General features: G+C 61.4%; 32 protein-coding genes and 1 tRNA gene. 12 read left to right on the top strand and 21 right to left on the bottom strand.

The genetic code is table 11. From position 1 onward, the window contains the following. The 4 genes from ssuC to OKW39_RS03575 all read left to right on the top strand — a co-directional run bounded on the left by ssuC (nucleotide 1) and on the right by OKW39_RS03575 (nucleotide 3,675). Nucleotides 1-849 (top strand): aliphatic sulfonate ABC transporter permease SsuC, encoded by an 849-nt coding sequence (ssuC, locus tag OKW39_RS03590; protein WP_429562089.1) that lies wholly within the window; start codon nucleotides 1-3, stop codon nucleotides 847-849. Next, on the top strand, nucleotides 846-1,847 hold the full coding sequence (locus OKW39_RS03585; protein WP_429562088.1) for an ATP-binding cassette domain-containing protein: 1,002 nt from the start codon (nucleotides 846-848) through the stop codon (nucleotides 1,845-1,847). Before ssuC ends, OKW39_RS03585 begins: the two co-directional genes overlap by 4 nt. Nucleotides 1,848-1,938: 91 nt before the next feature. Beyond that, a complete protein-coding gene (locus OKW39_RS03580; RefSeq protein WP_090800641.1) occupies nucleotides 1,939-3,315 on the top strand; it encodes an IS4 family transposase in 1,377 nt (458 codons plus the stop codon). Between the two features lie 144 nt (nucleotides 3,316-3,459). Further along, the gene (locus OKW39_RS03575; RefSeq protein WP_008922916.1) at nucleotides 3,460-3,675 is read left to right on the top strand and encodes a TOBE domain-containing protein; all 216 of its coding nucleotides are present in this window, start codon (nucleotides 3,460-3,462) and stop codon (nucleotides 3,673-3,675) included. A gap of 35 nt (nucleotides 3,676-3,710) precedes the next feature. Here the strand turns inward: OKW39_RS03575 and OKW39_RS03570 are convergent, their stop codons facing one another. Continuing rightward, complete coding sequence (locus OKW39_RS03570) at nucleotides 3,711-3,971, bottom strand: hypothetical protein (protein WP_090804375.1); 261 nt, start codon at nucleotides 3,969-3,971, stop codon at nucleotides 3,711-3,713. Between the two features lie 238 nt (nucleotides 3,972-4,209). On the opposite strand from OKW39_RS03570, the gene OKW39_RS03565 reads away from it, so the two are divergent. Then, on the top strand, nucleotides 4,210-4,407 hold the full coding sequence (locus tag OKW39_RS03565) for a hypothetical protein (RefSeq protein WP_013089281.1): 198 nt from the start codon (nucleotides 4,210-4,212) through the stop codon (nucleotides 4,405-4,407). A gap of 147 nt (nucleotides 4,408-4,554) precedes the next feature. Further along, a complete protein-coding gene (locus tag OKW39_RS03560; protein WP_429336332.1) occupies nucleotides 4,555-4,797 on the top strand; it encodes a DUF6566 family protein in 243 nt (80 codons plus the stop codon). A gap of 224 nt (nucleotides 4,798-5,021) precedes the next feature. Here OKW39_RS03560 and OKW39_RS03555 read toward each other — a convergent pair whose 3' ends face one another. The 3 genes from OKW39_RS03555 to dusA all read right to left on the bottom strand — a co-directional run bounded on the left by OKW39_RS03555 (nucleotide 5,022) and on the right by dusA (nucleotide 6,797). Then, nucleotides 5,022-5,291, bottom strand: a complete 270-nt coding sequence (locus OKW39_RS03555) for a hypothetical protein (protein ID WP_018418204.1) — start codon at nucleotides 5,289-5,291, stop codon at nucleotides 5,022-5,024. A gap of 351 nt (nucleotides 5,292-5,642) precedes the next feature. Further along, nucleotides 5,643-5,718 (bottom strand) — tRNA-His (locus OKW39_RS03550). An 89-nt stretch (nucleotides 5,719-5,807) separates the two neighbouring features. Next, entirely contained in the window at nucleotides 5,808-6,797 is a 990-nt protein-coding gene (gene dusA, locus OKW39_RS03545) for a tRNA dihydrouridine(20/20a) synthase DusA (protein WP_429562087.1), read from the bottom strand. 139 nt (nucleotides 6,798-6,936) lie between these two features. On the opposite strand from dusA, the gene OKW39_RS03540 reads away from it, so the two are divergent. Continuing rightward, nucleotides 6,937-8,004 (top strand): tyrosine-type recombinase/integrase, encoded by a 1,068-nt coding sequence (locus tag OKW39_RS03540; RefSeq protein ID WP_429562086.1) that lies wholly within the window; start codon nucleotides 6,937-6,939, stop codon nucleotides 8,002-8,004. Nucleotides 8,005-8,060: 56 nt separating this feature from the next. Further along, on the top strand, nucleotides 8,061-8,585 hold the full coding sequence (locus OKW39_RS03535) for a hypothetical protein (RefSeq protein ID WP_429562085.1): 525 nt from the start codon (nucleotides 8,061-8,063) through the stop codon (nucleotides 8,583-8,585). Between the two features lie 6 nt (nucleotides 8,586-8,591). Here the strand turns inward: OKW39_RS03535 and OKW39_RS03530 are convergent, their stop codons facing one another. From OKW39_RS03530 to OKW39_RS03465, 14 genes are all read right to left on the bottom strand, one after another. After that, complete coding sequence (locus OKW39_RS03530) at nucleotides 8,592-8,852, bottom strand: pyocin activator PrtN family protein (RefSeq protein WP_429562084.1); 261 nt, start codon at nucleotides 8,850-8,852, stop codon at nucleotides 8,592-8,594. A gap of 138 nt (nucleotides 8,853-8,990) precedes the next feature. Next, nucleotides 8,991-9,179, bottom strand: a complete 189-nt coding sequence (locus tag OKW39_RS03525) for a hypothetical protein (protein WP_184005966.1) — start codon at nucleotides 9,177-9,179, stop codon at nucleotides 8,991-8,993. Between the two features lies 1 nt (nucleotide 9,180). Continuing rightward, nucleotides 9,181-10,920 (bottom strand): AAA family ATPase, encoded by a 1,740-nt coding sequence (locus OKW39_RS03520; protein ID WP_429562083.1) that lies wholly within the window; start codon nucleotides 10,918-10,920, stop codon nucleotides 9,181-9,183. Next, nucleotides 10,917-11,834, bottom strand: coding sequence for a DNA translocase FtsK (locus tag OKW39_RS03515; protein ID WP_429562082.1), 918 nt, complete (start codon nucleotides 11,832-11,834; stop codon nucleotides 10,917-10,919). Before OKW39_RS03515 ends, OKW39_RS03520 begins: the two co-directional genes overlap by 4 nt. 28 nt (nucleotides 11,835-11,862) lie before the next feature. Further along, entirely contained in the window at nucleotides 11,863-13,086 is a 1,224-nt protein-coding gene (locus OKW39_RS03510) for a hypothetical protein (RefSeq protein WP_429562081.1), read from the bottom strand. Nucleotides 13,087-13,095: 9 nt separating this feature from the next. Then, nucleotides 13,096-13,896 carry a RecB family exonuclease gene (locus OKW39_RS03505; RefSeq protein ID WP_429562080.1) on the bottom strand — a complete coding sequence of 267 codons (801 nt, stop codon included), beginning with the start codon at nucleotides 13,894-13,896 and terminating at the stop codon, nucleotides 13,096-13,098. Beyond that, nucleotides 13,893-14,153: a KTSC domain-containing protein gene (locus tag OKW39_RS03500; RefSeq protein WP_429562079.1), complete on the bottom strand. Its 261-nt coding sequence runs from the start codon at nucleotides 14,151-14,153 to the stop codon at nucleotides 13,893-13,895. The genes OKW39_RS03505 and OKW39_RS03500 overlap by 4 nt, the downstream gene beginning before the upstream one ends. Before the next feature lie 75 nt (nucleotides 14,154-14,228). Next, entirely contained in the window at nucleotides 14,229-14,534 is a 306-nt protein-coding gene (locus tag OKW39_RS03495; RefSeq protein WP_429562078.1) for a hypothetical protein, read from the bottom strand. 5 nt (nucleotides 14,535-14,539) lie between these two features. Next, the gene (locus OKW39_RS03490; protein WP_429346328.1) at nucleotides 14,540-14,761 is read right to left on the bottom strand and encodes a hypothetical protein; all 222 of its coding nucleotides are present in this window, start codon (nucleotides 14,759-14,761) and stop codon (nucleotides 14,540-14,542) included. Between the two features lie 110 nt (nucleotides 14,762-14,871). Next, nucleotides 14,872-15,003, bottom strand: coding sequence for a hypothetical protein (locus OKW39_RS03485; protein ID WP_429562077.1), 132 nt, complete (start codon nucleotides 15,001-15,003; stop codon nucleotides 14,872-14,874). After that, the gene (locus OKW39_RS03480; protein ID WP_429562076.1) at nucleotides 15,000-15,170 is read right to left on the bottom strand and encodes a hypothetical protein; all 171 of its coding nucleotides are present in this window, start codon (nucleotides 15,168-15,170) and stop codon (nucleotides 15,000-15,002) included. Before OKW39_RS03480 ends, OKW39_RS03485 begins: the two co-directional genes overlap by 4 nt. Next, complete coding sequence (locus tag OKW39_RS03475) at nucleotides 15,167-15,550, bottom strand: hypothetical protein (protein WP_429562075.1); 384 nt, start codon at nucleotides 15,548-15,550, stop codon at nucleotides 15,167-15,169. Before OKW39_RS03475 ends, OKW39_RS03480 begins: the two co-directional genes overlap by 4 nt. Before the next feature lie 127 nt (nucleotides 15,551-15,677). Next, a complete protein-coding gene (locus tag OKW39_RS03470) occupies nucleotides 15,678-15,872 on the bottom strand; it encodes a hypothetical protein (protein WP_429562074.1) in 195 nt (64 codons plus the stop codon). A 20-nt stretch (nucleotides 15,873-15,892) separates the two neighbouring features. After that, nucleotides 15,893-16,120: a hypothetical protein gene (locus OKW39_RS03465; RefSeq protein WP_429562073.1), complete on the bottom strand. Its 228-nt coding sequence runs from the start codon at nucleotides 16,118-16,120 to the stop codon at nucleotides 15,893-15,895. Nucleotides 16,121-16,788: 668 nt separating this feature from the next. Here OKW39_RS03465 and OKW39_RS03460 point away from each other — a divergent pair. Further along, nucleotides 16,789-17,757, top strand: coding sequence for a LysR family transcriptional regulator (locus tag OKW39_RS03460; RefSeq protein ID WP_429562072.1), 969 nt, complete (start codon nucleotides 16,789-16,791; stop codon nucleotides 17,755-17,757). A 320-nt stretch (nucleotides 17,758-18,077) separates the two neighbouring features. Here the strand turns inward: OKW39_RS03460 and OKW39_RS03455 are convergent, their stop codons facing one another. Further along, entirely contained in the window at nucleotides 18,078-18,596 is a 519-nt protein-coding gene (locus OKW39_RS03455) for a helix-turn-helix domain-containing protein (protein ID WP_429562071.1), read from the bottom strand. Here OKW39_RS03455 and OKW39_RS03450 point away from each other — a divergent pair. Continuing rightward, nucleotides 18,595-18,864, top strand: coding sequence for a Cro/Cl family transcriptional regulator (locus tag OKW39_RS03450; protein ID WP_429562070.1), 270 nt, complete (start codon nucleotides 18,595-18,597; stop codon nucleotides 18,862-18,864). The genes OKW39_RS03455 and OKW39_RS03450 overlap by 2 nt on opposite strands. A 68-nt stretch (nucleotides 18,865-18,932) precedes the next feature. On the opposite strand, the gene OKW39_RS03445 is transcribed toward OKW39_RS03450, so the two are convergent. Further along, nucleotides 18,933-19,169: a hypothetical protein gene (locus OKW39_RS03445; RefSeq protein ID WP_429562069.1), complete on the bottom strand. Its 237-nt coding sequence runs from the start codon at nucleotides 19,167-19,169 to the stop codon at nucleotides 18,933-18,935. 95 nt (nucleotides 19,170-19,264) lie between these two features. Here OKW39_RS03445 and OKW39_RS03440 point away from each other — a divergent pair, with 95 nt between their 5' ends. Beyond that, nucleotides 19,265-19,507: a hypothetical protein gene (locus tag OKW39_RS03440; RefSeq protein ID WP_429562068.1), complete on the top strand. Its 243-nt coding sequence runs from the start codon at nucleotides 19,265-19,267 to the stop codon at nucleotides 19,505-19,507. A 111-nt stretch (nucleotides 19,508-19,618) separates the two neighbouring features. Here the strand turns inward: OKW39_RS03440 and OKW39_RS03435 are convergent, their stop codons facing one another. Continuing rightward, nucleotides 19,619-19,885, bottom strand: a complete 267-nt coding sequence (locus OKW39_RS03435; protein WP_429562067.1) for a hypothetical protein — start codon at nucleotides 19,883-19,885, stop codon at nucleotides 19,619-19,621. A 493-nt stretch (nucleotides 19,886-20,378) separates the two neighbouring features. Here OKW39_RS03435 and OKW39_RS03430 point away from each other — a divergent pair, with 493 nt between their 5' ends. After that, entirely contained in the window at nucleotides 20,379-20,699 is a 321-nt protein-coding gene (locus OKW39_RS03430; protein WP_429562066.1) for a CII family transcriptional regulator, read from the top strand. Nucleotides 20,700-20,741 lie beyond the last annotated feature (42 nt).

Raw genomic sequence — 20,741 nt, 5'->3', positions numbered from 1 at the left:
ATGAGTGACACCACTTTGAGCGCGGGAACGGCGGTAACCCCGCAGCCCGCGTCCACGGCGCGCGCTGCCGCGCTGCGCCGTTTCGGCGCGCACCTGCTGCCGTGGCTCGCGCCGATCGCGATCCTGCTCGCGTGGGAAATCGCCGCGCGCAGCGGCGCGCTGTCGACGCGCGTGCTGCCCGAGCCGCTCGCGGTCGTGAAGGCCGCATGGTCGCTGATCCAGTCCGGCGAAATGTGGGCCGACGTGAAGGTCAGCACCTGGCGCGCGGTGTCGGGCTTCGCGATCGGCGGCGGCATCGGTTTCGTGCTCGGACTGGCGACGGGTCTCTTCAAACCCGCGGAAATCGTGCTCGATTCGACCGTACAGATGATCCGCAACATTCCCGCGCTCGCGATGATTCCGCTCGTGATCCTGTGGTTCGGCATCGAGGAACAAGCGAAGGTGTTCCTCGTCGCGCTCGGCGTGTTCTTCCCGGTCTATGTGAACACGTTTCACGGCATCCGTTCGGTCGACGCGAACCTGACCGAGATGGCGCGCAGCTATGGCGTCAAAGGTTTCGCGCTGTACCGCCACGTGATTCTGCCGGGTGCGCTGCCGTCGATCCTGGTCGGCGTGCGTTTCGCGTTCGGTCTGATGTGGGTCACGCTGATCGTCGCCGAGACCATTTCCGCGCAATCGGGCATCGGCTACATGACGATGAACGCGCGCGAATTCCTGCAAACCGATGTGGTGGTGGTCGGCATTCTGCTGTACGCGGCGCTCGGCAAACTCGCGGACATGCTCGCGAAGAGCCTCGAGCGCGTGTCGCTGCGATGGCATCCGGCCTATCAGCGAGGAGCAAAAGCATGAGCGCAACGACGCTATCGACGGCGTTCGGCGGTATCGCGGGCAGCGATCTCGAGACCGAACTCGCGCAGCCGCGGCTCGCGGATCACGACGCGATCGAGGCTGTGGAGGTTGAGCGGGACGGGGCGGCCGGGACTCATCACGGCTCGCAAGCCGGCTTGCAACCCGCTCCCACGCTGGCCCGCAGTGACGCGCGCCCGGCGAGCGACTACGCGGTGCAATTGCGCGGCGTCGGCAAGCGCTATGGCGAGCGCGAGGTGCTGTCGGGCTTCGATCTGTCGATCGAGCGGGGCAGCTTCGTCGCGATCGTCGGCCGCAGCGGTTGCGGCAAGTCGACCTTGCTGCGGCTCGTCGCGGGTCTCGAAGAAGCCAGCTCGGGTGTGCTCGAAAAGCGCGCCGGGAACGGCGGTCCGCTCGACACCCGCATCATGTTTCAGGATGCGCGTCTGCTGCCGTGGAAAAGCGTGCTGCAAAACGTGATGCTCGGCCTCGGCCGCGGCGCGCGCGACGATGCGCGCGCGGTGCTCGCCGAAGTCGGCTTGCTCGAACGCGCGAACGACTGGCCCGCGCAACTATCGGGCGGTCAGCGGCAGCGCGTCGCGCTCGCGCGGGCGCTCGTGCATCGTCCGCAATTGCTGCTGCTCGACGAGCCGCTCGGCGCGCTCGATGCGTTGACGCGCATCGAAATGCACGCGCTGATCGAAAGGCTGTGGCGCGAGCATCGCTTCACCGCGCTGCTCGTCACGCATGACGTGCACGAAGCCGTCGCGCTCGGCGAGCGGATTCTGCTGATCGAGGAAGGCCGCATCGCGCTCGATCAGCCGGTCGCGCTCGCACGTCCGCGCGCGCGGGCGTCGGCGGGCTTCGCCGCACTCGAAGACCACGTGCTGCAACGCGTGCTGAACAACGCGCCGAACAACGACACGCTGGCGCATCGCGCGTATCAGCCCTATGACGAATGGCACTTACTTAAGCCTACATGGAGGAGAAGACGCGGGTAAGTGCTTGAAGAGAAAGGGAGGGGGCTGATCCAGGGATTGATACGATGGTTGTTACCAGGCAAACACCGTCTCATTCCAAAGATCAGCCCCCATGGATCGTAATGCACGAAGTCATCACAGGCAAACACGAAGCAGGGTTCAAAGCCGGGCGTGCAGGGCCCAGGCGGTAGACTACTTCAACATACTGACGAGCCCGGGGCTGTTGGGCATAACGGAAGCGTATTTGCCAGAACATCGGGAACGGCTGTATCCGCCGACGGTGACACTGTCGATGTTCATGCGCCAGGCGCTGGAAGAGGACGCCTCCTGTCAGAAGGCAGTCAACGGGTGGGCGGCGCAGCGAGCTGCCGACGGGCTGCGGCCCATGAGTGTGCGTACGGGAGGCTACTGCCGCGCTCGCCAGAGACTGCCGCTGACGATGGTGCGGGAGTTGGCGCGCGAGACGGGGCGCCAACTGCATGAGCAGGCCGAGCCTGCCTGGAAGTGGCGCGGGCGCCCGGTCAAGCTGGTTGACGGCACCGGGATCTCGATGCCCGATACGCCGTCGAACCAGGCCCGTTTCCCGCAGTCCAGTGCTCAGGCCGAAGGAGTGGGCTTTCCATTGGCCTATCTGGTTGCGGTGATCTGTCTGGCAAGCGGCGCAGTACTGGAGTCGGCGGTCGGAACTTACGCGGGCAAAGGCAGCGGGGAGCTGACGGCGTTTCGCATGCTGCAAGGCACGTTTCGCAAAGGTGACGTGATCGTCGCCGATGCCTTGTACTGCCACTACTTTCTGATGGCCTCAATGATCGCCGCCGGGGTGGACGTCGTGATGGAACAGCATGGGGCACGCCGCACCGACTTTCGGCGAGGCCGGTCCCTGGGCACGCGCGATCACATTGTGACGTGGCCCAAACCCCGGCAGCGTCCCGACTGGATGACGCATGAGCAGTACCAGGCCTTCCCCGATGAACTGATGGTGCGCGAGTCCAGGCTGCATCACCGGGTGCTGGTCACCACGATGCTTGATGCACGCAAGACCAGCAAACAGGACCTCTCGCAGTTGTACGCCAGGCGCTGGAACGTGGAACTGGATCTACGTAACATCAAGACGACGATGGGCATGGATGTGCTGCATTGCCAGACTGCCCACATGAACGAAAAGGAGATCTGGGTCCATCTGCTGGCCTACAACGTGATTCGGCTGCTGATGGCTCAGGCCGCCAGTCACCATGCCACTGACCCGAGAACACTGAGTTTCAAACACACGGTGCAGTTATGGACTGAATGGCTGGCCAGAGGTCTGACGGCAACTCACAACCAGAGTCTCCTGTTCAACCTGATCACGCAGTCTTGCGTTGGGAGTCGCCCCGGTCGCATCGAACCACGAATGCGCAAACGAAGACCGAAGTCCTACCCATGGCTGAAAGAGCCTCGTCACATCGCACGTGAGCGCGTCCAAAAATATGGGCACGCTCCACGGGCTTAAGTAAGTGCCATTCGCCCTATGACCCGTATGGCTTGCCCGAAGCCGGTCGTCTCACGCGGCCGACCGAAGTGCGCTGGGCCGTCTGAGTTTTCCTGGCAAATCGATCCGATTCCGTTATCAACTGCTTCTGTGGAGTGATCTGAAATGAGCATTTCCGCCATCAATGTGCGCAATCAGTTCAAAGGCAAGGTCAAGGAAATCATCCGCGGCTCGGTAGTGTCCGAGGTTGACGTAGAGACGCCGTTCGGTATCGTCACGTCGGTGATCACGACGCGCTCGGTCGACGAACTCGAACTGAAAGTCGGCTCGGAGGTGGTCGCGCTCGTGAAGTCGACCGAGGTGTCGATCGCGCGGCTTTGATGACGCTCCGCCAATGCGAGCGGCGTGCGCAGCGGCTATTTCGCGTTTGCGCCGCTTGCGGGCGGCTCGTGCGACATGTGGTCGTTGGTTGGCTTCGCCGGCCGCTTGATCGGCATGTTGTCCGGGTTGCTCGAACTGCCGGCGCCCGAGGCGGCCTCGGGCGGTTTGGCCATCGGCGCATGGCTGTCCGGCGGCGCGCTGGGCGCCGTCTGCGCGACGGCGCTCGCGCCGCTCGCGAAGAGCGCCGCGAGCGCGGCGGCGGTGGCCGTCAACGTGGCCCAATTGCCTCGCTTCATGTCGTTCTCCTTGGATGTCGCGTGCCGTCTGCAGACACGCGGCTGTGTGCACGAGTAGCTAGTAGCAGGCCGCGTTCCGGGGCCGCTGCTGGCGCGTTGAGGCGTGCTCCTAACGGTCACGCCGGTTTCAGACGCCGATTGCCAGGCTCGACGCTCCGGGGAGCGGGCTCGTCAGGCGCACACCTGCATCCGCCGATGAAACTTGCTACGATGAATTGAGCATCCGACGGAGACGGCCATGTCGAAGTCCTTGAGTCCTGAAGCGGTCGAAGCGTTGCGGCGTCTGAACGACGTTGGCGTCGGACAGACGGCGCCCGAAGTCGCGCAGTCCGTTGCGGCGGAGTTGCTGGCATGCGACCTGGTTGCCGAAGCGGGCAGCGGTGGGGTCGAAATCAACTGCAACGGCCGGCAGTATCTTTCCGGCGATTGCAACTGATCCGCTGATCGGCGGCCGGCCGCACGGCCGGTGTGTAGAGCGAGGCGGCGCGTCGCGGGTGAGCCGCGAGCAGGTGATTGGCCAGCGCGACGCCAGCTGGACGCGCGTGTCCGGCTACCGGCGATCAGCGAAACCACGGAGACGAGCATGGAGCCGAAGGGCGTCGACATGGGCGACTATCAGGCGCGCTATGGCGACTACGACGTCGAGGTGGCGGTGGAACAGATACTGACCGGCGTCAAGGCGCATTTCCGGGTGCTGCGCGACGATTCGACGGTGGTCGACTGGCAGCTCGTGCATATCGATAGCTTGTGGTCCACCGAGCATGCGGCCGCCGAGGCGACTTTTCGCGCGTCGCGCGAATTGATCGATGCGGGGCTGGCGAGTTAGACGCGGATAGCCGCGTCGCGACGGAAGGGGACGTCGTGTTCGGATGAGGCAAGGAAGCGGCAGGCGCACGAGACAACGGTTGCAAACCGAACGTTACCCGGGCAACGTACCGGATACCACGGCTGCCGTAAATGCAACTAGGCGCCGGCATCGATACTGCATGCGCGGCGCCCAGTTTGATCGCTGGCTTCAGAGGCAGCGGATCTGACGGTACTGCTGGCGGCTTAGTGGCCGAAGAACACCGATTGCGGACCCGACGTGGGTTCGCTGCGCGTGCCCGATTGCGTCGACACGCTATTCACGCCGCCGTATGCATTCGATTGCGCGTTGGCGCGTTCAGCAGCGACGGTCTGCGCGTTCTGGCCTTGTTGCGAAGCCGGCGCGCCAACCGACGGACGGTAGTACGGTGCCGGACCATAGCCGCTGGCGAAAGCGGGAGCGGCGATAGAGGCAGAAGCGGCAACCAGCAGGGCGGCGATAAACTTGGTCTTCATGGTAGGACTCCGATAACGTTTCGTCTGCATTTCAGGAAGATGTTGCAGGAGCCAGTGAACCAGGTGTCTGCAACGTCGATGGAAGCCAGTGTATACCCCTACTATTGAAAATTTGTGCCGATAATCTGAAATTACTATTCCCGACGAAGAAACAATCGTTCAGACGTACGCGCCGCAAGGCGGACCGGTGAACCGGCCCTATTGGCCAAGCGGTTTTTGAGAGGCGGGAGAAGGCGGGAAGGGGTGATTGCAGTGCGGAAAACCGCACAGAAATCATGGAAAACGCAGAAGGCCGTCAGCAAAACAAAAACGGCGTTGTGATTGCTCACAACGCCGTTTGCTTGAATTCTTTGGGGTGGCTGATGGGACTCGAACCCACGACGACAGGAATCACAATCCTGGACTCTACCAACTGAGCTACAGCCACCACTAACATCCGCTTGACTTGCTCTAAAAACCTGTCTCGCCGACGAAGAAACGAGATTATAGGGACTAGATGGTGGTTTGCCTAGTCCTTTATTCAAAAATTTCGATGGGCTCGCGCAGATGCTGTCTTGCTTCGTCGAAGATGGTCAGATCACGGGCCGCAAGTCGCTTGCTGTCGGACAAAACTCGACGCCAACCACGCGCACCCGCTTCGCCGCGATACAGCCCAAGCGCATGGCGCATGATCGCGCCGAGATAGGTGCCGCGCGCCATTTCGGTCGCGCAATACTCGATCAGTTTCGCTTCGACCTGCTCGCGGGTCAGCGGCGCCTGCGCGGAGTCGTAGAAGCGCGCGTCGACATCGGCGAGCAGGTAGGGGTTGTGATACGCCTCGCGCCCGAGCATCACGCCGTCGACGTGCTGAAGATGCGCGTCGACTTCGTCGAGCGTCTTGATACCGCCATTGATGACGATTTCCAGCTGCGGAAAATCGCGCTTCAACTGATACGCGTAGTCGTACTTGAGCGGCGGAATCTCGCGATTTTCCTTCGGGCTCAGGCCCTTCAGTATCGCGTTGCGCGCATGAACGATAAAGACCTCACAGCCGGCTTGCGCGATCGTGCCGACAAAATCGCGGACGAAGCCGTATTCCTCGACCGTATCGACGCCGATGCGGTGCTTGACCGTGACTGGCACCGATACGACGTCGCGCATCGCCTTCACGCAATCGGCGACGAGTTGCGGCTCGTTCATCAGGCATGCGCCGAACGCGCCGCGTTGCACGCGCTCGGATGGGCAGCCGCAATTCAAATTGATTTCGTCATAGCCCCATTGCTCGCCGAGCTTGGCCGAACGCGCGAGATCGTCGGGCTCGCTGCCGCCGAGTTGCAGCGCGACTGGCGCTTCGTCGGGCGTGAATGCGAGATGACGCGGCACGTCACCATGCAACAGCGCGCCGGTCGTCACCATCTCCGTGTAAAGCCAGGTATGGCGCGAAATCATTCGATGCAGCGAGCGGCAATGGCGATCCGTCCAATCCATCATCGGTGCCACAGAAATGCGGCGAGGGCTTGAATTCATTGGCTTTCAGCGCCAGCACTGGGCTTGGCGGGTGTTTCGGCGTTGCGTGATTCAACGCAGTTTAAGTCGTTTTCCGGTCGTTTCACGGCCAAGTGCTACGATGTAGGACCGAGTTTTGGTCTGTAGCACCGGGGAGACGATGGGAACAATATCGGCGCGGGAGCGCAAGGACAAGAGTATAGGCTACACCGCGCAGATCCGCCTGAAGGAGGGCGGAAAGGTCGTCTACACGGAATCGAAGACGTTCGACCGGCGCCAGGCGGCGCAGTCATGGCTCGACAAGCGGGAGCGGGAGCTGGCCCAGCCCGGCGCGCTAGAGTCCGCCGCGAAGGAAGATCCCACGCTCGCCGACGTGATCGATCGCTATATCAGGGAGTCCCGCCGCGCGATTGGGCGAACGAAAGAGCAGGTGCTACGCGCGATTCAGGTAGCACCGATAGGTGGGATGACCTGCAGCCGGGTCGGCAGCCAAGCATTTGTGCAGTTCGCCCAAAGCCTTAAGGTCAAACCCCAGACTGTCGAGAATTACATGTCGCACCTTGCCGCGGTGGTGCATGTTGCGCGGCCAGCGTGGGGCTATCCGCTGGACGAAAAGCAGCTTGTTGACGCTCGCACGGTGCTGAAGAAGCTCGGCGCGACCGGCAAGTCCCGGCAGCGCGACCGCAGGCCGACTCTAGACGAACTCGACCGGATCATGACTCACTTCGGCGAGGTCCGCGTGCGTCGCCCGGCGAGTGCCCCGATGCAAGCGCTGACCGCGTTCGCGATCTTCTCCACCCGTCGCCTCGAGGAAATGCTGCGCATCGCACATGAGGACCTCGACGAGACGCACAGCCGCGTGCTCGTGCGAGACTTGAAGCACCCGGGCCAGAAGATCGGCAACGACGTCTGGTGCGATCTGCCGCCAGAGGCGATGCGCATCATCAAGGCGCAGCCGACAAAAGAGGGGCGCATTTTCCCGTACACGGACGATGCCGTTGGCGCCGCGTTCACGCGCGCGTGCCGGTTCTTAGAAATCGAGGATTTGCATCTGCACGACATGCGGCATCATGGCGTGTCACGCCTGTTCGAACTTGGTTGGACGATACCCCACGTGGCGGCAGTGTCCGGCCATAGATCGTGGTCATCGCTGAAACGCTACACGCACATAAAGGCGCGCGGCGATTGCATGGAGGGGTGGAAGTGGCTGGATGCGGTCGCGCCATGATCAATAGAGATCATCTGGCAAACCAGTGAAGCCGCGCCATAACAAGGGACCACAAGATGAAAGCCGCATTGCGGGCACTTTCGACGGGATGGAAGCTCTTTTCGGGCGTCGCGGTGATTCTCGGCGCCGTGACAGCAGCAATGTATTTTTTGCCAAGTGCAACTGTAGACGTGGGCGACCTCACCGATCCTTCTGACCTGTTCAGTGCACAAATAACCGTAAAGAATGACGGTGTGGTCGCGCTCGATGATGTGCAGGTCATGCTAGGTATTTGCGAGATCGACATCGCCACAGCGCCAACGCCCGAGAGTAGGAAGCGCTGTCAATCAATGCGGCAGATCGGTTCGTTTGCTGTATTCCCCAACTGGCATCATCACAAAATGTCGGCGGGCGAAAAGGTCACGCTTTCGTTTCATGATGCGATCCCCAATACCGACGTGCTTTTCGCGGATATCTCTGTGGCTGTCGAGTACCGGCCATGGTATTGGCCATTCGGCCACCAGACGCGACAGTTTCGGCTGGTGGGAGACAGAAACGCGCAGCAGCGCTATGAATGGCGTTTTAGGCCAGTAGACGACTGAGCGCCCTCACGTGCAGAGTTGAGCACATTCCTTCACGGCCGCCTTTCGCCGCTTGTCGATGTATTCAGCGAGGTCGTTCAGGTGCACGCCCTTCGCGCCTTTTTGAGACGTTTCCATACGCACGAGCGGCAGCGCAATTTCGCCAGCGGAGATTTTGCGCAACAGAGTCGGCACCGTGAGCGGCGCGAAGTAGTCGCGGCACACGGTTTCGATCGGGATTACCGCGGCCGCGTTGTATTGGGCCATCAGAAGGAAGACGGTATTCATTTCAGGCTCCATGCTGGTCGCGTTGTTTCGATCGCTCGTGCTGCTGCTTCGGTCGTAGTCAGGCCGTCGAAAAGGACGCCTTGGGCGCGCGGCTTTCGAGGCTCAATGTCTCTGCGACTTGCCGGCGCGCCGCGGGGGTTAGGCGAAATGCTTCGCGTGCAGCTCGTCCAGTCGCTCGACCTGTTTGTCGCTCAGGCTCGTGACATGGCCAGTGCTTCGGATCGCATCGAGCTGGCGCACGAATCCCTGTTCCCATTCGGTCAGGTCGTCGGTGCCGAGCAGGCCGGACAGTCGCTGAATCATTTCGGTGGTGGAGACGTGGCGCATGTCAGGCGACCTCCATCGCGACGGCGCGCACCGTCGAACCTTCGATCCAGAACGTCTCAATGGTTTCCGGGAGTCCCTTCGGTGGTTCCTTGAGACTCATGAAAATGAGAGCCGTGTCGATCTGGTTGGCGTAAGCGAGATCGTCAAGCCAGTAAAACAGCCGATCGCGCTCGGGTCCGATCAATACGTCGGCGCGGTCCAGCACCAGCAAACGCAGACCGCTGATCAGGCTGATAGCGCAGGCCAGGTGCGCGTCGGCGCGCCACCGTTCCGATTCAGACAGCAGCATGTACGGGCGGCCGTCCGCCAGAATCTCCATATCAGGCATGACAGTCACGTCAGCCCACTCGGACATTTCTGCGAGCGCGGACAACTGCTCGTTAAGCGGCTGCAACGCGTCGCGCATCAGGTCTGCTGGAATGCCATCTGGCGCGAGCGCGTCGGCGATCGCTTCCCACGCCTGCACATCGGCGTGATGCGAGGCCGCGTCGCGCTCTTTTTCCGCGGCTGCTGCTGCGGCGCGCTGCTGGTCGCGGTGCTTCTCGACCTCCGCGATGATAGTTCGCCGCCGCGCCTGCAAGTCCGCGAGTTCCTGTCGAAGGCCGTCAACGTCGATGACGGGAGCGTCGGTGTCTTCCTCTCCCTCGATGGCTCGCAACTGCTTCGCTGCAGTGTCGGCCGCCTCCAACTCGCGGCGGCGATTGGCTGCGGCGTTCTGCAGCATGGTCAGACTCGCTTCGTATTCGGGAAGCTTGGCGATCGCCTCATCGTCGCGCACCGCGGCAACGTTGGCGCTCAGCACGCCGTTCAGGTAGCGGAGAAGGGCTCCGCACTCGGGGCACGCGCATTCGATACCCGCCGGCGTGCCGCCCGCACGCTCGCGAAGGCTGTCGACCTGCGGTTCGAACTCCGCCACCTCGTTATCTGCCCGTTGCACAAGATCGGTCAGGCGTGCGAACTGGGAGGCAGTGGTGCGCAGGGAAGCGACCTGTTCTGCCCGTTCGCGGGCCGTGTTTTGGGCGACCTCGGCCGCGCCGATCTCCTGCTGCACGTCGCCGATCTCGCCGTCGAGCGATTCGAGATCCGCCTCGAGCTTGAGCAACGCGGCTTCGTCGAACGTGACCGCGGCGGGCGCCCAGCCGTCAGCCTTTGAACTGCCGTAGGTCTCGCCGGCCACAACGCGCCACGCTGTTTTTGCGGCTCGCGCCTTGTCGCCCGCTTCCTTGTGGGCGGCGTCGATACCGGCGCGCACCATCGGAATTACCGACTCGATCCGCTTTTTGTCCGCATCGGACATAGGTGTTTGGTCGAACAGCCGGGCAACGAGGCGACGCCGGATTTCATCGGAGCCGACCTTCACTCCCATCAGTTCGTACAGGAACGATCGGCGTGCCTTGTCGTCAAGCTGGGCGAACCGCTGGGCGTCGAGCACCATCGGAAGCCGCGGATCGTCGGTCAGACCGCGCGCGAGCTTGCCGGCGGGCAGGCTGATGCTATTCGCTTCATCGCCGGCAGTGACGATGATCTGGCCGTCCTTCGCGTCGTCGTGCAGAAGCTGACCGTATGCCTTCTTCAACGACACCCGCACGGTGTCGCCAGTCAGCGCCATGCGCACGGCTTCCTGAATGCTGCTTTTACCGGCGCCGTTGGCGCCGGCGAACAGTGCGACGGGCTTGGTCAGGCGGACGTCGGCCTCGGCGATGCCGAGAACGTCACGCACGAGGATATGAGTCAACTTCATGCTTCGTCCCCGGCAAGGTCGTCGCAGTCGTTGGCATCGGTCACTGTTCGACGGCCCATTTCGTCGGCCGTGCTCACGACGCCGCGCTTTTCGAGCTGCTCGATGATGATCGCTGCGCGGTTGTAGCCGATCTTCAGGCGGCGCTGAAGGAAGCTGATCGTCGCGCGCTTGTGCTCGCGCACAAGGGCCGCCGCCTGCTCGAACAGTTCGTCGACGGGGTCATGACTCTCGGCAGCCTCGGCCTGTTCCTTGCGCCACGACTTCCAACCCTTTACCCACGCGATGCACAGATCTCCGCGCATGACCGGGCACTCGCTTTTGGGCAGTCCGTCGGCAGCAGCTTTGCGACCCGCTTCGTGCTGCTCGTCGATCTCGGATTGCAGCGGGCCGTCGCCGAGCGCGGCGACGGGGCGGAATTCGGCGTCGACAACATCGTCGTCGTTAGTGTGCGGGCCGTCCATTCCATCCCCGTCCTCGGAGGTGTATTCGCCGCCGAGGTCGAGGCCGCGCTGATCGTTTTCGCCGCGCACCTCGTCCATGCCGCCCGTATGCTCGCCGGCGTCGGACACGACGATCAGCACCTGCTTTCCCTGTGCGTCGTAGAGCTCGTGCAGCGAGGGCGCCGATTTGCCGACCTTGATGACGGCTTTCGCGCCGTCCTTGATGGTGATCTGCTCGAGGTCCCCGGCGACGACCATGCGCCCGTCGCTGGCAATCAGATGCACGGCCATCTTGACCGCGTTCTCGACGCGCTTGCGCAGCCGGTCAATGATGTCGTTTTGCTTGGTCTCGGACAGCTTGACCCACACGTCGGGAAGCATTTTCAGTTCGAGGACGGTTGCCGACAGCAGATCCTTGCCGACAGTGGCCGCGGTCATGCCGAGGACCGCCTTGTGTTCTTCCGAATTGCTCACTGATGCTCCTTTTTATTCGAATGAAGGGTTATTCGGCGCTGATGGGTCCGCGCGGCCGGCGTTGCGACGGCGTGGTCGCTTGTCGCTGGCGGGATTGAGATTGCGACTCCTGTGCGCCACTCAGTTCGCGCACGCGCCTCGATGCCAGGGCGTTGAGTTCCGCTTTAGCCGCCTCGTCCGAGACGCCGCTGATCGCGCTGCGCGCGAGGTCGATTTCCTCGGGCGAGTTCGCGGTTTCGAGGTCCTCGCGGATGCCCTGAATCAGTCCCGATTCGTCGAACGCGAAGTCGTCTTGCTGGCTGTCTGGCTTTTGCCGCGCAGATACCTGCGCGGTAGATGCGACGGTCTGCTCCTGCTTCGCTTCGTTGTTCGGCGGGGGTTCGCATCGCTGAGCCGCAGGCGAGGTCGGTTGTGCTGATGCTTGGGCGCCCTGAACAACTTCAGCCGCCGGCACACGACCGGTGCGAAGATCGTCGACGGTCGTGCGGTTGACTGTGTACGAACCATCCGCGTGCATGTCGACGATATCGGTGACTTCCTCTGCCGTCTGGAGACCCATCAGCAATTCGGGCGCATAGAGCTTGCCGAAAAAGGCGGCGGATCGATATCGAAGCATCACTTCAGGCATCGTCATCCACTTGCTGCCATTCTTCGTGAGCCAGCCTTCGTCAATCGCCATCTGAATGCTGATGGTCGGTGATTCGAGGCGCTCACCGGTCTGCTTTTCAATCGCCCACGCGACGCAAGTCTGATGCCGAACGGTTACCTTCCTGGGTACGCTTACCTTTTTGGCGCGGCCATTCGGCTGCTCTTGCCACTCGGTCGCGTTGTAGGTCACTTCCTCGGGCTCGGTTGCAGGGCTCAAGTCAAAGCGAAGCGGTGAGTACTTCCCGCACGAGTTGATCGCCGCGATGATGAATTGCGATGACCAGGAGGGGCGGCCTTCGACGATGTACAAATTCTGCATCACCATCAGCGGATCGGCGCCCATGCGTTGCGCCATGTTCAGCGCGACGACACAGTTGGAAAGCCCGTTGGGATTGTCTTCATAGCCGGTGACCTTGCCGTACTCCTTGACTTCGGTCTGGGCACGATACGCAACCGGTACCAACGTCGAGTTGGTCAGCAATTTTGCAGCGCGCTGCATCAGTTCGAACGATTGCAGCGTGCCGAACCCCATTTCAACGGCGGGCAAATTGGCTTCGCGTGGCGCGGGGTTGCGCAGATTTTCTACAGTTGTCGGGGTCGACATAGGATCCTCTTAAGCGTGAAACATGCAGGTCTTCCACCGCGCGCAGTACTTCGGCGAGCAGAGGACCGATTGGGGATTGGGGGGAAACAGGCCACTGCGAAACATTTCCGCAGCGAACTGGATCAGCCCGCGGTGGTCTTCGGTGCCGACCATGACGCGTCGCGCGTCAAACAACGGGCTGACCATTGGCGATGTCTTGCCAGCGGTCGGCAGGGCGATGATCTGGCCGCCCACCGTCGGTTCCTTCGTGGTGTACTCGTACAAAAGCTGGTATGTGCCGAGTTGCGCCGACTTGCCTTTGAGGTTCACCTGGCCGTTCTGAATGATGGCGCGCCCAGTCTTCAGGTCAGGAATGGCAATTCCCTCTTCCCGGCGCGCGACGCGTGCGCGGTCCATCGAACCTGTCAGGCGCACGATGGTGCCGCCGCCGCAGTCGATCTCGAACGGCGAGAGCTTCATTTCGACCGCCGTGTACTCGAACTGAGGGGCGATCTCCAGGCAATACCGCGTATGCAGCGACAGGCCGATCCGCTCGGCTTCGCGCAACGTCAGATCGTCGTCGCTGTAGTCGACGTCTTGCGTCGGGTTATGCAGGGTGTCGATGAACACGCCAGCGGTATCGTCAGGCGACAGCGGGTTGCCGTCGAGGTGCGCCTGATCGTTCGCTGCGGTGCTGGCGTGCACCGCCGTGCCGAGCGTGGCGCGCAGGCCGGACGCTTTGCGCATGCCGAGAAGGTGTTCGCCTTCAAACTTCATGGCACAGTCGAAAAGCGTTCCCCAGCTCGAGGCGCGAACCGTGACCGTACTCATTTGGAGGCCTGCCTGGTGTACGGCATTTTCTCGACGCAGACGCAAGGAAAGCGCTCGGCGAACAACTTGATGTGCTTATAGAAATGCGAGCCGATCGATTTAGCATTCTTGAACGCGACGAAGTTGGCCGGCGTCACGTTCGCGTAGTGGTAAAGCGACGTTGGTTCGCCGTTCTTTCCCTTGAACCGCACGGCAAGCGTGTTCGTTGCAGAGTCGTATCCAATGCTGTGGATCTGTGAGGACTCCACAGAATCCATTGCGATCTTCGGACTGGATGTGTTCATATCGGACGTTAGGGTGAGGGGTTGATCAGTGCTTGCTATTGGGCTTCACTACGCGACGCATCTGAGATAGGGCCACGCAAGAAACTCGACCTCGGATGCGTATCGTCCGGCCAGTTCCCTCAATTCGTCGTAGCCGTCATCGCCGTGTTTCAGTGCAGCCAGTGTGGCCGAGCGGACGCCAGCGAAGTAGCCGACCCGGAATGACATGTCGCGTCGGCTCATCCACCAGTTCAGACGGATATCGTTCGCCGCAACGCGCACCAGTTGCATCGCCTCCGCGAGCGCAAGGGCACCGCGTTCGGCGACGGTCAAGCTATCGAGCGGCGCGTGCAGAATTTCGAAGTGACAGCGCATCGTGGTCAGTCTGTGTAAGCGATGTATTTGAACCGGCCGCCGCCGAAGTGCTCGAAGCGGCCGCCGAAGGTTCCGCGCACGGCGTTCTCGACGTCTTCGCGCGTCGCGCTGGGAGGGTAGACCCCTTCCTTGATCATCGTCGCGCTCGAGTGCCCCTTGCTGTGCCAGTCGATCTTCGTGGTGTCCAGCTCGCGTGGATCGTGCATCACGTGGATGGGTAAATTCATGCTGTACCTCGGGCGTTGGTGTTGTTGGTGAGTTGCGGTGCCACATCGGTGTTGATGTCGACCAAAGCGAGAGCGGCGCAGACGAGCAGCAAGACCATTGCGAACCACGTTCAACCAGGGTGACAGCGCTCGAACGCATCGAGTCTGCGCACGGCGCGATCGCTGCGGACGAAGGCCCACAAGCCGCTGCAGGCGAGGGCAATCAGCGTCCACACGCCAAGAAAGGTGAAGGTCGAGCTCATGCGGCACCACCAGCGCGCAGCGCGACGACGAGCCAGAGGAAAGCACCGGCCGCGACACCATAGGCCAGCATGGTCGCGAGCGCACGAAGGCGACGGCGCGCGCGCGGGCACGAGGCGAGCAGCGCGTTATCGCCGGGAGCGCGGCCGAGCAGGAGGCGGGCATTCATGCGGCACCTCGCGAGCGGAGCATGGAATCGGCGTATGCCCAGCGCCAGGCGTAATAACGGGCGACTCGCTGCTCTGCATCCCATGCTTCAAGCGCGGCACGCTCGGACTCGTACTTCTCGTCGAACGCGTTCACTTCGGGGCTCGCGTCGCTTTCGTCGAGCCAATCGCCGAGACCATCCCATTCTTTGTATTGCTCGGGTGTGAGAGATTCGTGCGGAATCGAAACGGCGGGCCGCGGCGTCGCGGGCACGTACTTGAACCACTCGGGAATGTCCGCTGGCGCCCGCACCGCAAAGTAGTCGCGCAGCGTCATGCCGGAGTCGATCTTGTTTATCCACTCGACCGGAAACGCCGGCCCGCCGTTTTTGATCGCGCTCACGCGGCACCTCGCGAAATCAGGGCGCACGCGATCGCGCGCATGAGGTGTTCAGTCAGCGCGCCGTGTGACGCGCCTTCGGGCGCCGGCAGCGCGCGGAGCGCGAGCAAGTCTTTTGCGAGTGCGGACATTACTGCACCCCCGCGATAACGAAGGTGCGGTGCCGCGGCGGCCCATCGACTTGAGACGCTTCCGCGCTGTCGGGCGCTGCGGCGCCCGAGTGGTCGGTCACCTGTTCGGCCGCTTTCTGCTCGGCCTGGGCGTGGGCGAGCAAGCTGTCGAACACCTGACTCGCTCGAGAAAGAAGAAGAGGCTGCTCTTTCATAGTGGCTCCCGAATGGTGAGTCAGGAGGGTCGACGTTCGACTTCCGACAGGCGCAGTTGGACGTGGGTCACGAGGCTGTCGTGTTCGAGCGTCGCGAAATCCGTGCGCTTACCGAGACTGAGCAGATATCCGCGGAGAAGGTCGGGAGCTGCATCACGGGTGGCGAGGCGGTCGATGAATTCGATTTCGTTGTCGGTGTTCCAGCCGCGCTCTTTTCCGGACTGCTTGTTAGGTGGGGTGCAGGGCATCGTTCCTCCATCGGGTGAGTGCGATGGAGGAATATTACCAAATAGTGATTGTATGTCAACACCAAACGGTAATGTTTTGGCTATAAATCGGGATAGCGATTACGCAGTTCGCGAATGACATCAGACGCGGTCAGGAGTAAATCTTCGAGAAGTAAAAGGCGTTGGCGGACGTAGTCCCCTTGGAGGTCAAGGGCCCGTGCTTCGGGCGAGACGCGTGACAGGACGGCTTTGGGTTGCGCCGGCGCCATGTTGGGGCTAGGAGTCGTGCGCTCGTGCCGACGGCGGGCGCTCACTGGAAAGTTGATCACGCCCACCTTGACCTCTATGCCCTATGCCCGCAGAGCAGTACGGTCGCAGCCGGGCTGAGCACGCCTTTATTCGCGTCGCATATTGTTGCCGGTGTCCAGCCGTTTGTTACATCCAGCATATCGAAACCCTCTTGCTCAAGCCTTGGCGCCTTTCACTCAACGGGAACGCCTTGTTGAGCAGTCCATAACGTAGCGGTTCGCCGGGATCCGCGAAAGGGCCGGCATTTCCGGACGTGGCCGGAAATCCCGGACACCTCCGTAAACTCAAACCGGACGGGCCTAAGCGGGCGATCGATACGCGAAAAGACATCACCCAAAAATTCAGGCACAAAATTTGTTGCCAAAAATTCAGGGTTAACCATGAACATCGATCTGTACGACGCGCGGCTACAGTGGTTTCGCGCACTGGTCGCCGTCGCGGAGGCCGGCAGCATTCGCGCCGCGGCAGAAATGCTTGGCATCGCCAAGTCGACGGTCTCCGAAAATGTCCGCCATTTGGAGGCATGCTTTCATATGCAACTGATACAACGGATCGGGAACGGGATCGTGCTGACCGCCCGTGGCCAGACTCTGCTGAAGCACGCCCGCGCGATCTTGGGGCAGGGGGCGCTTGCGCTCGAGGATCTTCAAACGATGCATGAGCAACCGCGTGGGAGACTCTCGTTTGCTCTGCCGGCGTGGATGGCGACGGCCTTTCTGGCGGGCACGCTCACGCGACTTCGAGAGCGGCTCCCCGGTACCCAGTTGGAAATCGCGGAAGGGTATCTTGCGCTCGGGGTTCCCCGCCTGCGCAACGGCAGTGTCGCCGTTCTGGTTTGCCGCGTGCCTCCAGAGGGAGTCGGTACGGAGTTCGATTTCCGGCCTCTCTTTACCACCAGATCTGGCGTCGTGGCGAGACAGAATCATCCTTGCGCGGACAGGCGGTCACTCGCGGAATTGCGGAATCAGGAGTGGCTGCTGACCCGAGCGCCGGGGCGCGAGAGCTATTCCGCCAACATCTTCGTGCGGCACGGTTTGCCAGAGCCCGAGGCAATACATTACGTTCACTCCCTCCCCATTGCGGTGACGCTGCTGCAGCAGACCGACATGCTCAGCTTATTCTCGTGGCCGGCGATCGAACTGTGCGCAAGGCGCGACGACCTGTGCGTCATCCCGGTGAGCGACGAAATGGACAAGCAGACGTTTGGCATTGTCACGCTCGCCGGACGTCCACTGGAGCCTGCCGCGTCCTGCTTTATCGAATGCCTGATCGACGCTATTCTTGAAAGCAGGCAAAGCGGGGCGCGCGAAACCAGGCAGATGCTCCGATTGGTCGATCTGCTGGTCTAAGTTAGAAGGGCGAACTCCGCTCGGACTGCGCACGCTTCATCGCTGCCATCTCCTTGGGGTCTAACAGGGATGATCCGGTGCAGATAGGGCATCGCTTTTGGTAGAACGGGATCGTCAGCAGCCAGAATCCGCTGGTAAGGAGCACAAGCAGCAATGTCCCGATTCCAATCTTTCGTTTCGGTTCCACCGGACGCTCACACATGATGCAGTACTTCAGTGACATATATCCCTCTCTATAGGACGAATCTTAGATTTGTCCGAGCCAATCGTTAAAAACTATCAACTCGGCGCAAAAATAGCCGCTTTCGCGGCCTGGGGGGCTAACGGGTTCCGCGCTTCCTTGGACCCTCCGTTGACCTGATTTCGGGGTCTTGCAGTTCGATGTGCTCCGTAGGCGGTTCGGTGGCCACTTTCTCATCAGCAAGCGCAACTTCGAGAATGCGTATCGCTCGCTCTACATCTTGCGCGGACCGTCCAGAAAGAATGCTGCGAATCCGCTCGACTTGCATCGAAAGCAGTTCCGCTGCCGAAGGTTGACGTGCTGGGGTCGTTGAATCGAGCCAACCCTCCGGCAAGTCCAGAGTCCGTTCTATCTTCCTTGCCTTCTTCTCCCCGAACGACTTGCGCCCGTTGAGGATGCCAGAGATCTCACTCTGACTCTCCCCACTGTCCTTCAAAAAATCGACTTGCCGCCCCTTATAGCGGGAGTCAATCAGATGCCTGAGGCGTTCTCGTCGGTGTTCTGCTGTGCTCATGCCGAATTCTGGCAGGCGATGACCATTCGGTAAAACACTAAAAGGTATTGCTTTTAGATCACCGTTTGGTAATATTTGGTTCATGAAAAAACTTCGCCTCTTTCTCAATGCGATGTCGCCGCGGGACCAGGAGTCGTTTTCACGGTCCTGCGGCACGACCATTGGATATCTCCGAAAGGCCATCAGCAGTGGCCAACGGCTTCGTACAGATCTCTGCGTCAAGATCGAACAGCGTTCGGATTATTACTTGATGCGATGGGATCTTCGTCCGACAGACTGGCACGAGCACTGGCCCGAACTGATCGACAAGCCCGGTTCGCCGCCCGTTCCTGTTGCGCAGGAGGTGGTGTGATGCACCAACAAATCAGGCTAGTCGCTTCGACCGCGAGCGCGGAGACCCTTCTCGGCGATGCTACGCGGCTACTTTCCGAGTTTGCTCATGAGCGCCCGAATTTTGGCCGTCTGCTCCTCGACAGCACCGATCAAGTCGCGCTCCATCTGCTCGACATGCTCGACTGTCGTGCTGGCGCCGCAACCGCTGCAAACGAGGTGATTGTCTTCTTTGAGCCGACCGATCGTTACCGCGACCTTCTCGCCGCAATTTCCGCACGGGATATTCAGCGTGTGTTGGGCCAGCTTGGCCTGCAAATCAGTCATGGGGGTTCCTTGAAAAAGGGTGGATCAGGTTGTGGTGACTGCGATTCTACTGGCGAGAGCCGGAACCCTCGCCCCTATACAAAGGAGCCAGCGTGATGAAGCGACTCTACTTACGGCTTCTTCGGTGGCTGTTGGGCCGCGCCACCAATGAAGCAGATACGCCGGTCGAGAGCTACTTCATCACGACGGCCGGTCGGGTTCATCCACTCGCTGCCACGGCATCACTAACTGGTTATGCGGTAGCAGCGATCGTTGTAACGCGACGCGAAGATATCCAGCACGTTGAAAAGCTTAGCCGCCGGATGCTGACCGTTCCGGCTACCGAGGAGGCTGCGTGAGAAAGCAACTCGCGTTCAAACCAGTTCGTGGCCGGCGGTCGCAGCGCGCCTCCGTAATGCGAGGACGCGTCTCTGTCGGCACCGCATGCGTCGAGCCGGCGACTCTCTCGGCTATGCGTTTCTGGCTTGAGAACCGTCGTCGCCTCGGATCGTATCCCGCGTCAGCTGGAGCGCTGCAATCTGCCGCTCAGCATAAGGGTCCGGTTGCCCCAAAAGGAACGCCGACGTCTGCTCGCACTGCGATTCCAATTTCGTGGCGATGGCTAGGCGCCTTGCTTCTGGCAATTCGCTCAGCAACGAGTTGGAAAAGGCGACGAGCGCGGTGACGTGTCCTTCAAGTTCTGCGACGAGCAATTTAAGTTTTTCGATTTCTCTCATAGGAGCCTCTGTCTATGAACACGATTGATGCGAACGCGGCTGCCAGGCCGCAACCCTCTGCACAAGAGGTCAGGTACTGGCAGGGGGTGTTCCGTCGCGCGGAGCGCGGCGACGTGGACGCAGTTTGCGAATGGATTCGGGGGCGATCTACCTGGGGATCGCCTCTAGCAAGGCCTCTGCAATCGACGCAGCCGCCGACATCGACGGGTCCGGCTTTGTGCCCGGAGCGGCTCGGTATGCATGAAGGCGCTCGACTTCTTTCATCCACGCCCGACGCAAGTGCTCGGGATTCGGGTGAGTCGCGAAAAGTGTCTCGACTGCGGAGAGCAACACAGTGGTTGAGATTCCTGAGTTTTCGCTCATAGGGGCTTCCTTTCATGAAATGGGTTGATGTTGATGGCCTGGTAGCCGACGTGAATCCTGGCATGGTTGGAAGCTCCTTCTTCTCAATAAAGCGCGGCTGAGCCGCAGGCGTCTCACATCGCAGGCAAGCATGAGTACCGAAGAAGTTTCACCCGACGAGATTGAAAACACACGCATGCTCGGTGCACGCAACGAAACCGAGATCTTGCGCGCCGTTGCACGCACGACCCAGGCGCGTGCAGCAGATTGCCTGGGGGTGAGCGCGAGCACGATCAGCCGCACGCTGGAAGATCTGCCGCGATGGTCCCATCTGCTCGCCGCGCTCGGACTACAGATAGCGCCGCTCGATTCGATGGTCGTCGACCAGACGGAACTGACAGCACTCGAAAGCATGAGCGAGAAGTATCTGCAGATGCGGCGACAGCAACGTTTGAAGGGGATGCCGTCGTGAGCGCGGCGATGAATGGGTCCGATTCAGGACCAGAAAGGGCCG

This window comes from Paraburkholderia sp. MM6662-R1 (assembly GCF_050436245.1).
GTDB classification, from domain to species: Bacteria; Pseudomonadota; Gammaproteobacteria; order Burkholderiales; family Burkholderiaceae; genus Paraburkholderia; species Paraburkholderia tuberum.
Note: the sequence above shows the minus strand (reverse complement) of the source record. Positions and strands in the feature narration are given on the sequence as shown.

Bases quoted from the DNA above. Each gene is read 5' to 3' on its own strand.
- ssuC (WP_429562089.1), top strand. From the start codon at position 1: ATGAGTGACACCACTTTGAGCGCGGGAACGGCGGTAACCCCGCAGCCC.
- OKW39_RS03585 (WP_429562088.1), top strand. From the start codon at position 846: ATGAGCGCAACGACGCTATCGACGGCGTTCGGCGGTATCGCGGGCAGC.
- OKW39_RS03580 (WP_090800641.1), top strand. From the start codon at position 1,939: ATGGATCGTAATGCACGAAGTCATCACAGGCAAACACGAAGCAGGGTT.
- OKW39_RS03575 (WP_008922916.1), top strand. From the start codon at position 3,460: ATGAGCATTTCCGCCATCAATGTGCGCAATCAGTTCAAAGGCAAGGTC.
- OKW39_RS03570 (WP_090804375.1), bottom strand. From the start codon at position 3,971: ATGAAGCGAGGCAATTGGGCCACGTTGACGGCCACCGCCGCCGCGCTC.
- OKW39_RS03565 (WP_013089281.1), top strand. From the start codon at position 4,210: ATGTCGAAGTCCTTGAGTCCTGAAGCGGTCGAAGCGTTGCGGCGTCTG.
- OKW39_RS03560 (WP_429336332.1), top strand. From the start codon at position 4,555: ATGGAGCCGAAGGGCGTCGACATGGGCGACTATCAGGCGCGCTATGGC.
- OKW39_RS03555 (WP_018418204.1), bottom strand. From the start codon at position 5,291: ATGAAGACCAAGTTTATCGCCGCCCTGCTGGTTGCCGCTTCTGCCTCT.
- dusA (WP_429562087.1), bottom strand. From the start codon at position 6,797: ATGAATTCAAGCCCTCGCCGCATTTCTGTGGCACCGATGATGGATTGG.
- OKW39_RS03540 (WP_429562086.1), top strand. From the start codon at position 6,937: ATGGGAACAATATCGGCGCGGGAGCGCAAGGACAAGAGTATAGGCTAC.
- OKW39_RS03535 (WP_429562085.1), top strand. From the start codon at position 8,061: ATGAAAGCCGCATTGCGGGCACTTTCGACGGGATGGAAGCTCTTTTCG.
- OKW39_RS03530 (WP_429562084.1), bottom strand. From the start codon at position 8,852: ATGAATACCGTCTTCCTTCTGATGGCCCAATACAACGCGGCCGCGGTA.
- OKW39_RS03525 (WP_184005966.1), bottom strand. From the start codon at position 9,179: ATGCGCCACGTCTCCACCACCGAAATGATTCAGCGACTGTCCGGCCTG.
- OKW39_RS03520 (WP_429562083.1), bottom strand. From the start codon at position 10,920: ATGAAGTTGACTCATATCCTCGTGCGTGACGTTCTCGGCATCGCCGAG.
- OKW39_RS03510 (WP_429562081.1), bottom strand. From the start codon at position 13,086: ATGTCGACCCCGACAACTGTAGAAAATCTGCGCAACCCCGCGCCACGC.
- OKW39_RS03505 (WP_429562080.1), bottom strand. From the start codon at position 13,896: ATGAGTACGGTCACGGTTCGCGCCTCGAGCTGGGGAACGCTTTTCGAC.
- OKW39_RS03500 (WP_429562079.1), bottom strand. From the start codon at position 14,153: ATGGATTCTGTGGAGTCCTCACAGATCCACAGCATTGGATACGACTCT.
- OKW39_RS03495 (WP_429562078.1), bottom strand. From the start codon at position 14,534: ATGCGCTGTCACTTCGAAATTCTGCACGCGCCGCTCGATAGCTTGACC.
- OKW39_RS03490 (WP_429346328.1), bottom strand. From the start codon at position 14,761: ATGAATTTACCCATCCACGTGATGCACGATCCACGCGAGCTGGACACC.
- OKW39_RS03485 (WP_429562077.1), bottom strand. From the start codon at position 15,003: ATGAGCTCGACCTTCACCTTTCTTGGCGTGTGGACGCTGATTGCCCTC.
- OKW39_RS03480 (WP_429562076.1), bottom strand. From the start codon at position 15,170: ATGAATGCCCGCCTCCTGCTCGGCCGCGCTCCCGGCGATAACGCGCTG.
- OKW39_RS03470 (WP_429562074.1), bottom strand. From the start codon at position 15,872: ATGAAAGAGCAGCCTCTTCTTCTTTCTCGAGCGAGTCAGGTGTTCGAC.
- OKW39_RS03465 (WP_429562073.1), bottom strand. From the start codon at position 16,120: ATGCCCTGCACCCCACCTAACAAGCAGTCCGGAAAAGAGCGCGGCTGG.
- OKW39_RS03460 (WP_429562072.1), top strand. From the start codon at position 16,789: ATGAACATCGATCTGTACGACGCGCGGCTACAGTGGTTTCGCGCACTG.
- OKW39_RS03450 (WP_429562070.1), top strand. From the start codon at position 18,595: ATGAAAAAACTTCGCCTCTTTCTCAATGCGATGTCGCCGCGGGACCAG.
- OKW39_RS03455 (WP_429562071.1), bottom strand. From the start codon at position 18,596: ATGAACCAAATATTACCAAACGGTGATCTAAAAGCAATACCTTTTAGT.
- OKW39_RS03445 (WP_429562069.1), bottom strand. From the start codon at position 19,169: ATGACTGATTTGCAGGCCAAGCTGGCCCAACACACGCTGAATATCCCG.
- OKW39_RS03440 (WP_429562068.1), top strand. From the start codon at position 19,265: ATGAAGCGACTCTACTTACGGCTTCTTCGGTGGCTGTTGGGCCGCGCC.
- OKW39_RS03435 (WP_429562067.1), bottom strand. From the start codon at position 19,885: ATGAGAGAAATCGAAAAACTTAAATTGCTCGTCGCAGAACTTGAAGGA.
- OKW39_RS03430 (WP_429562066.1), top strand. From the start codon at position 20,379: ATGAGTACCGAAGAAGTTTCACCCGACGAGATTGAAAACACACGCATG.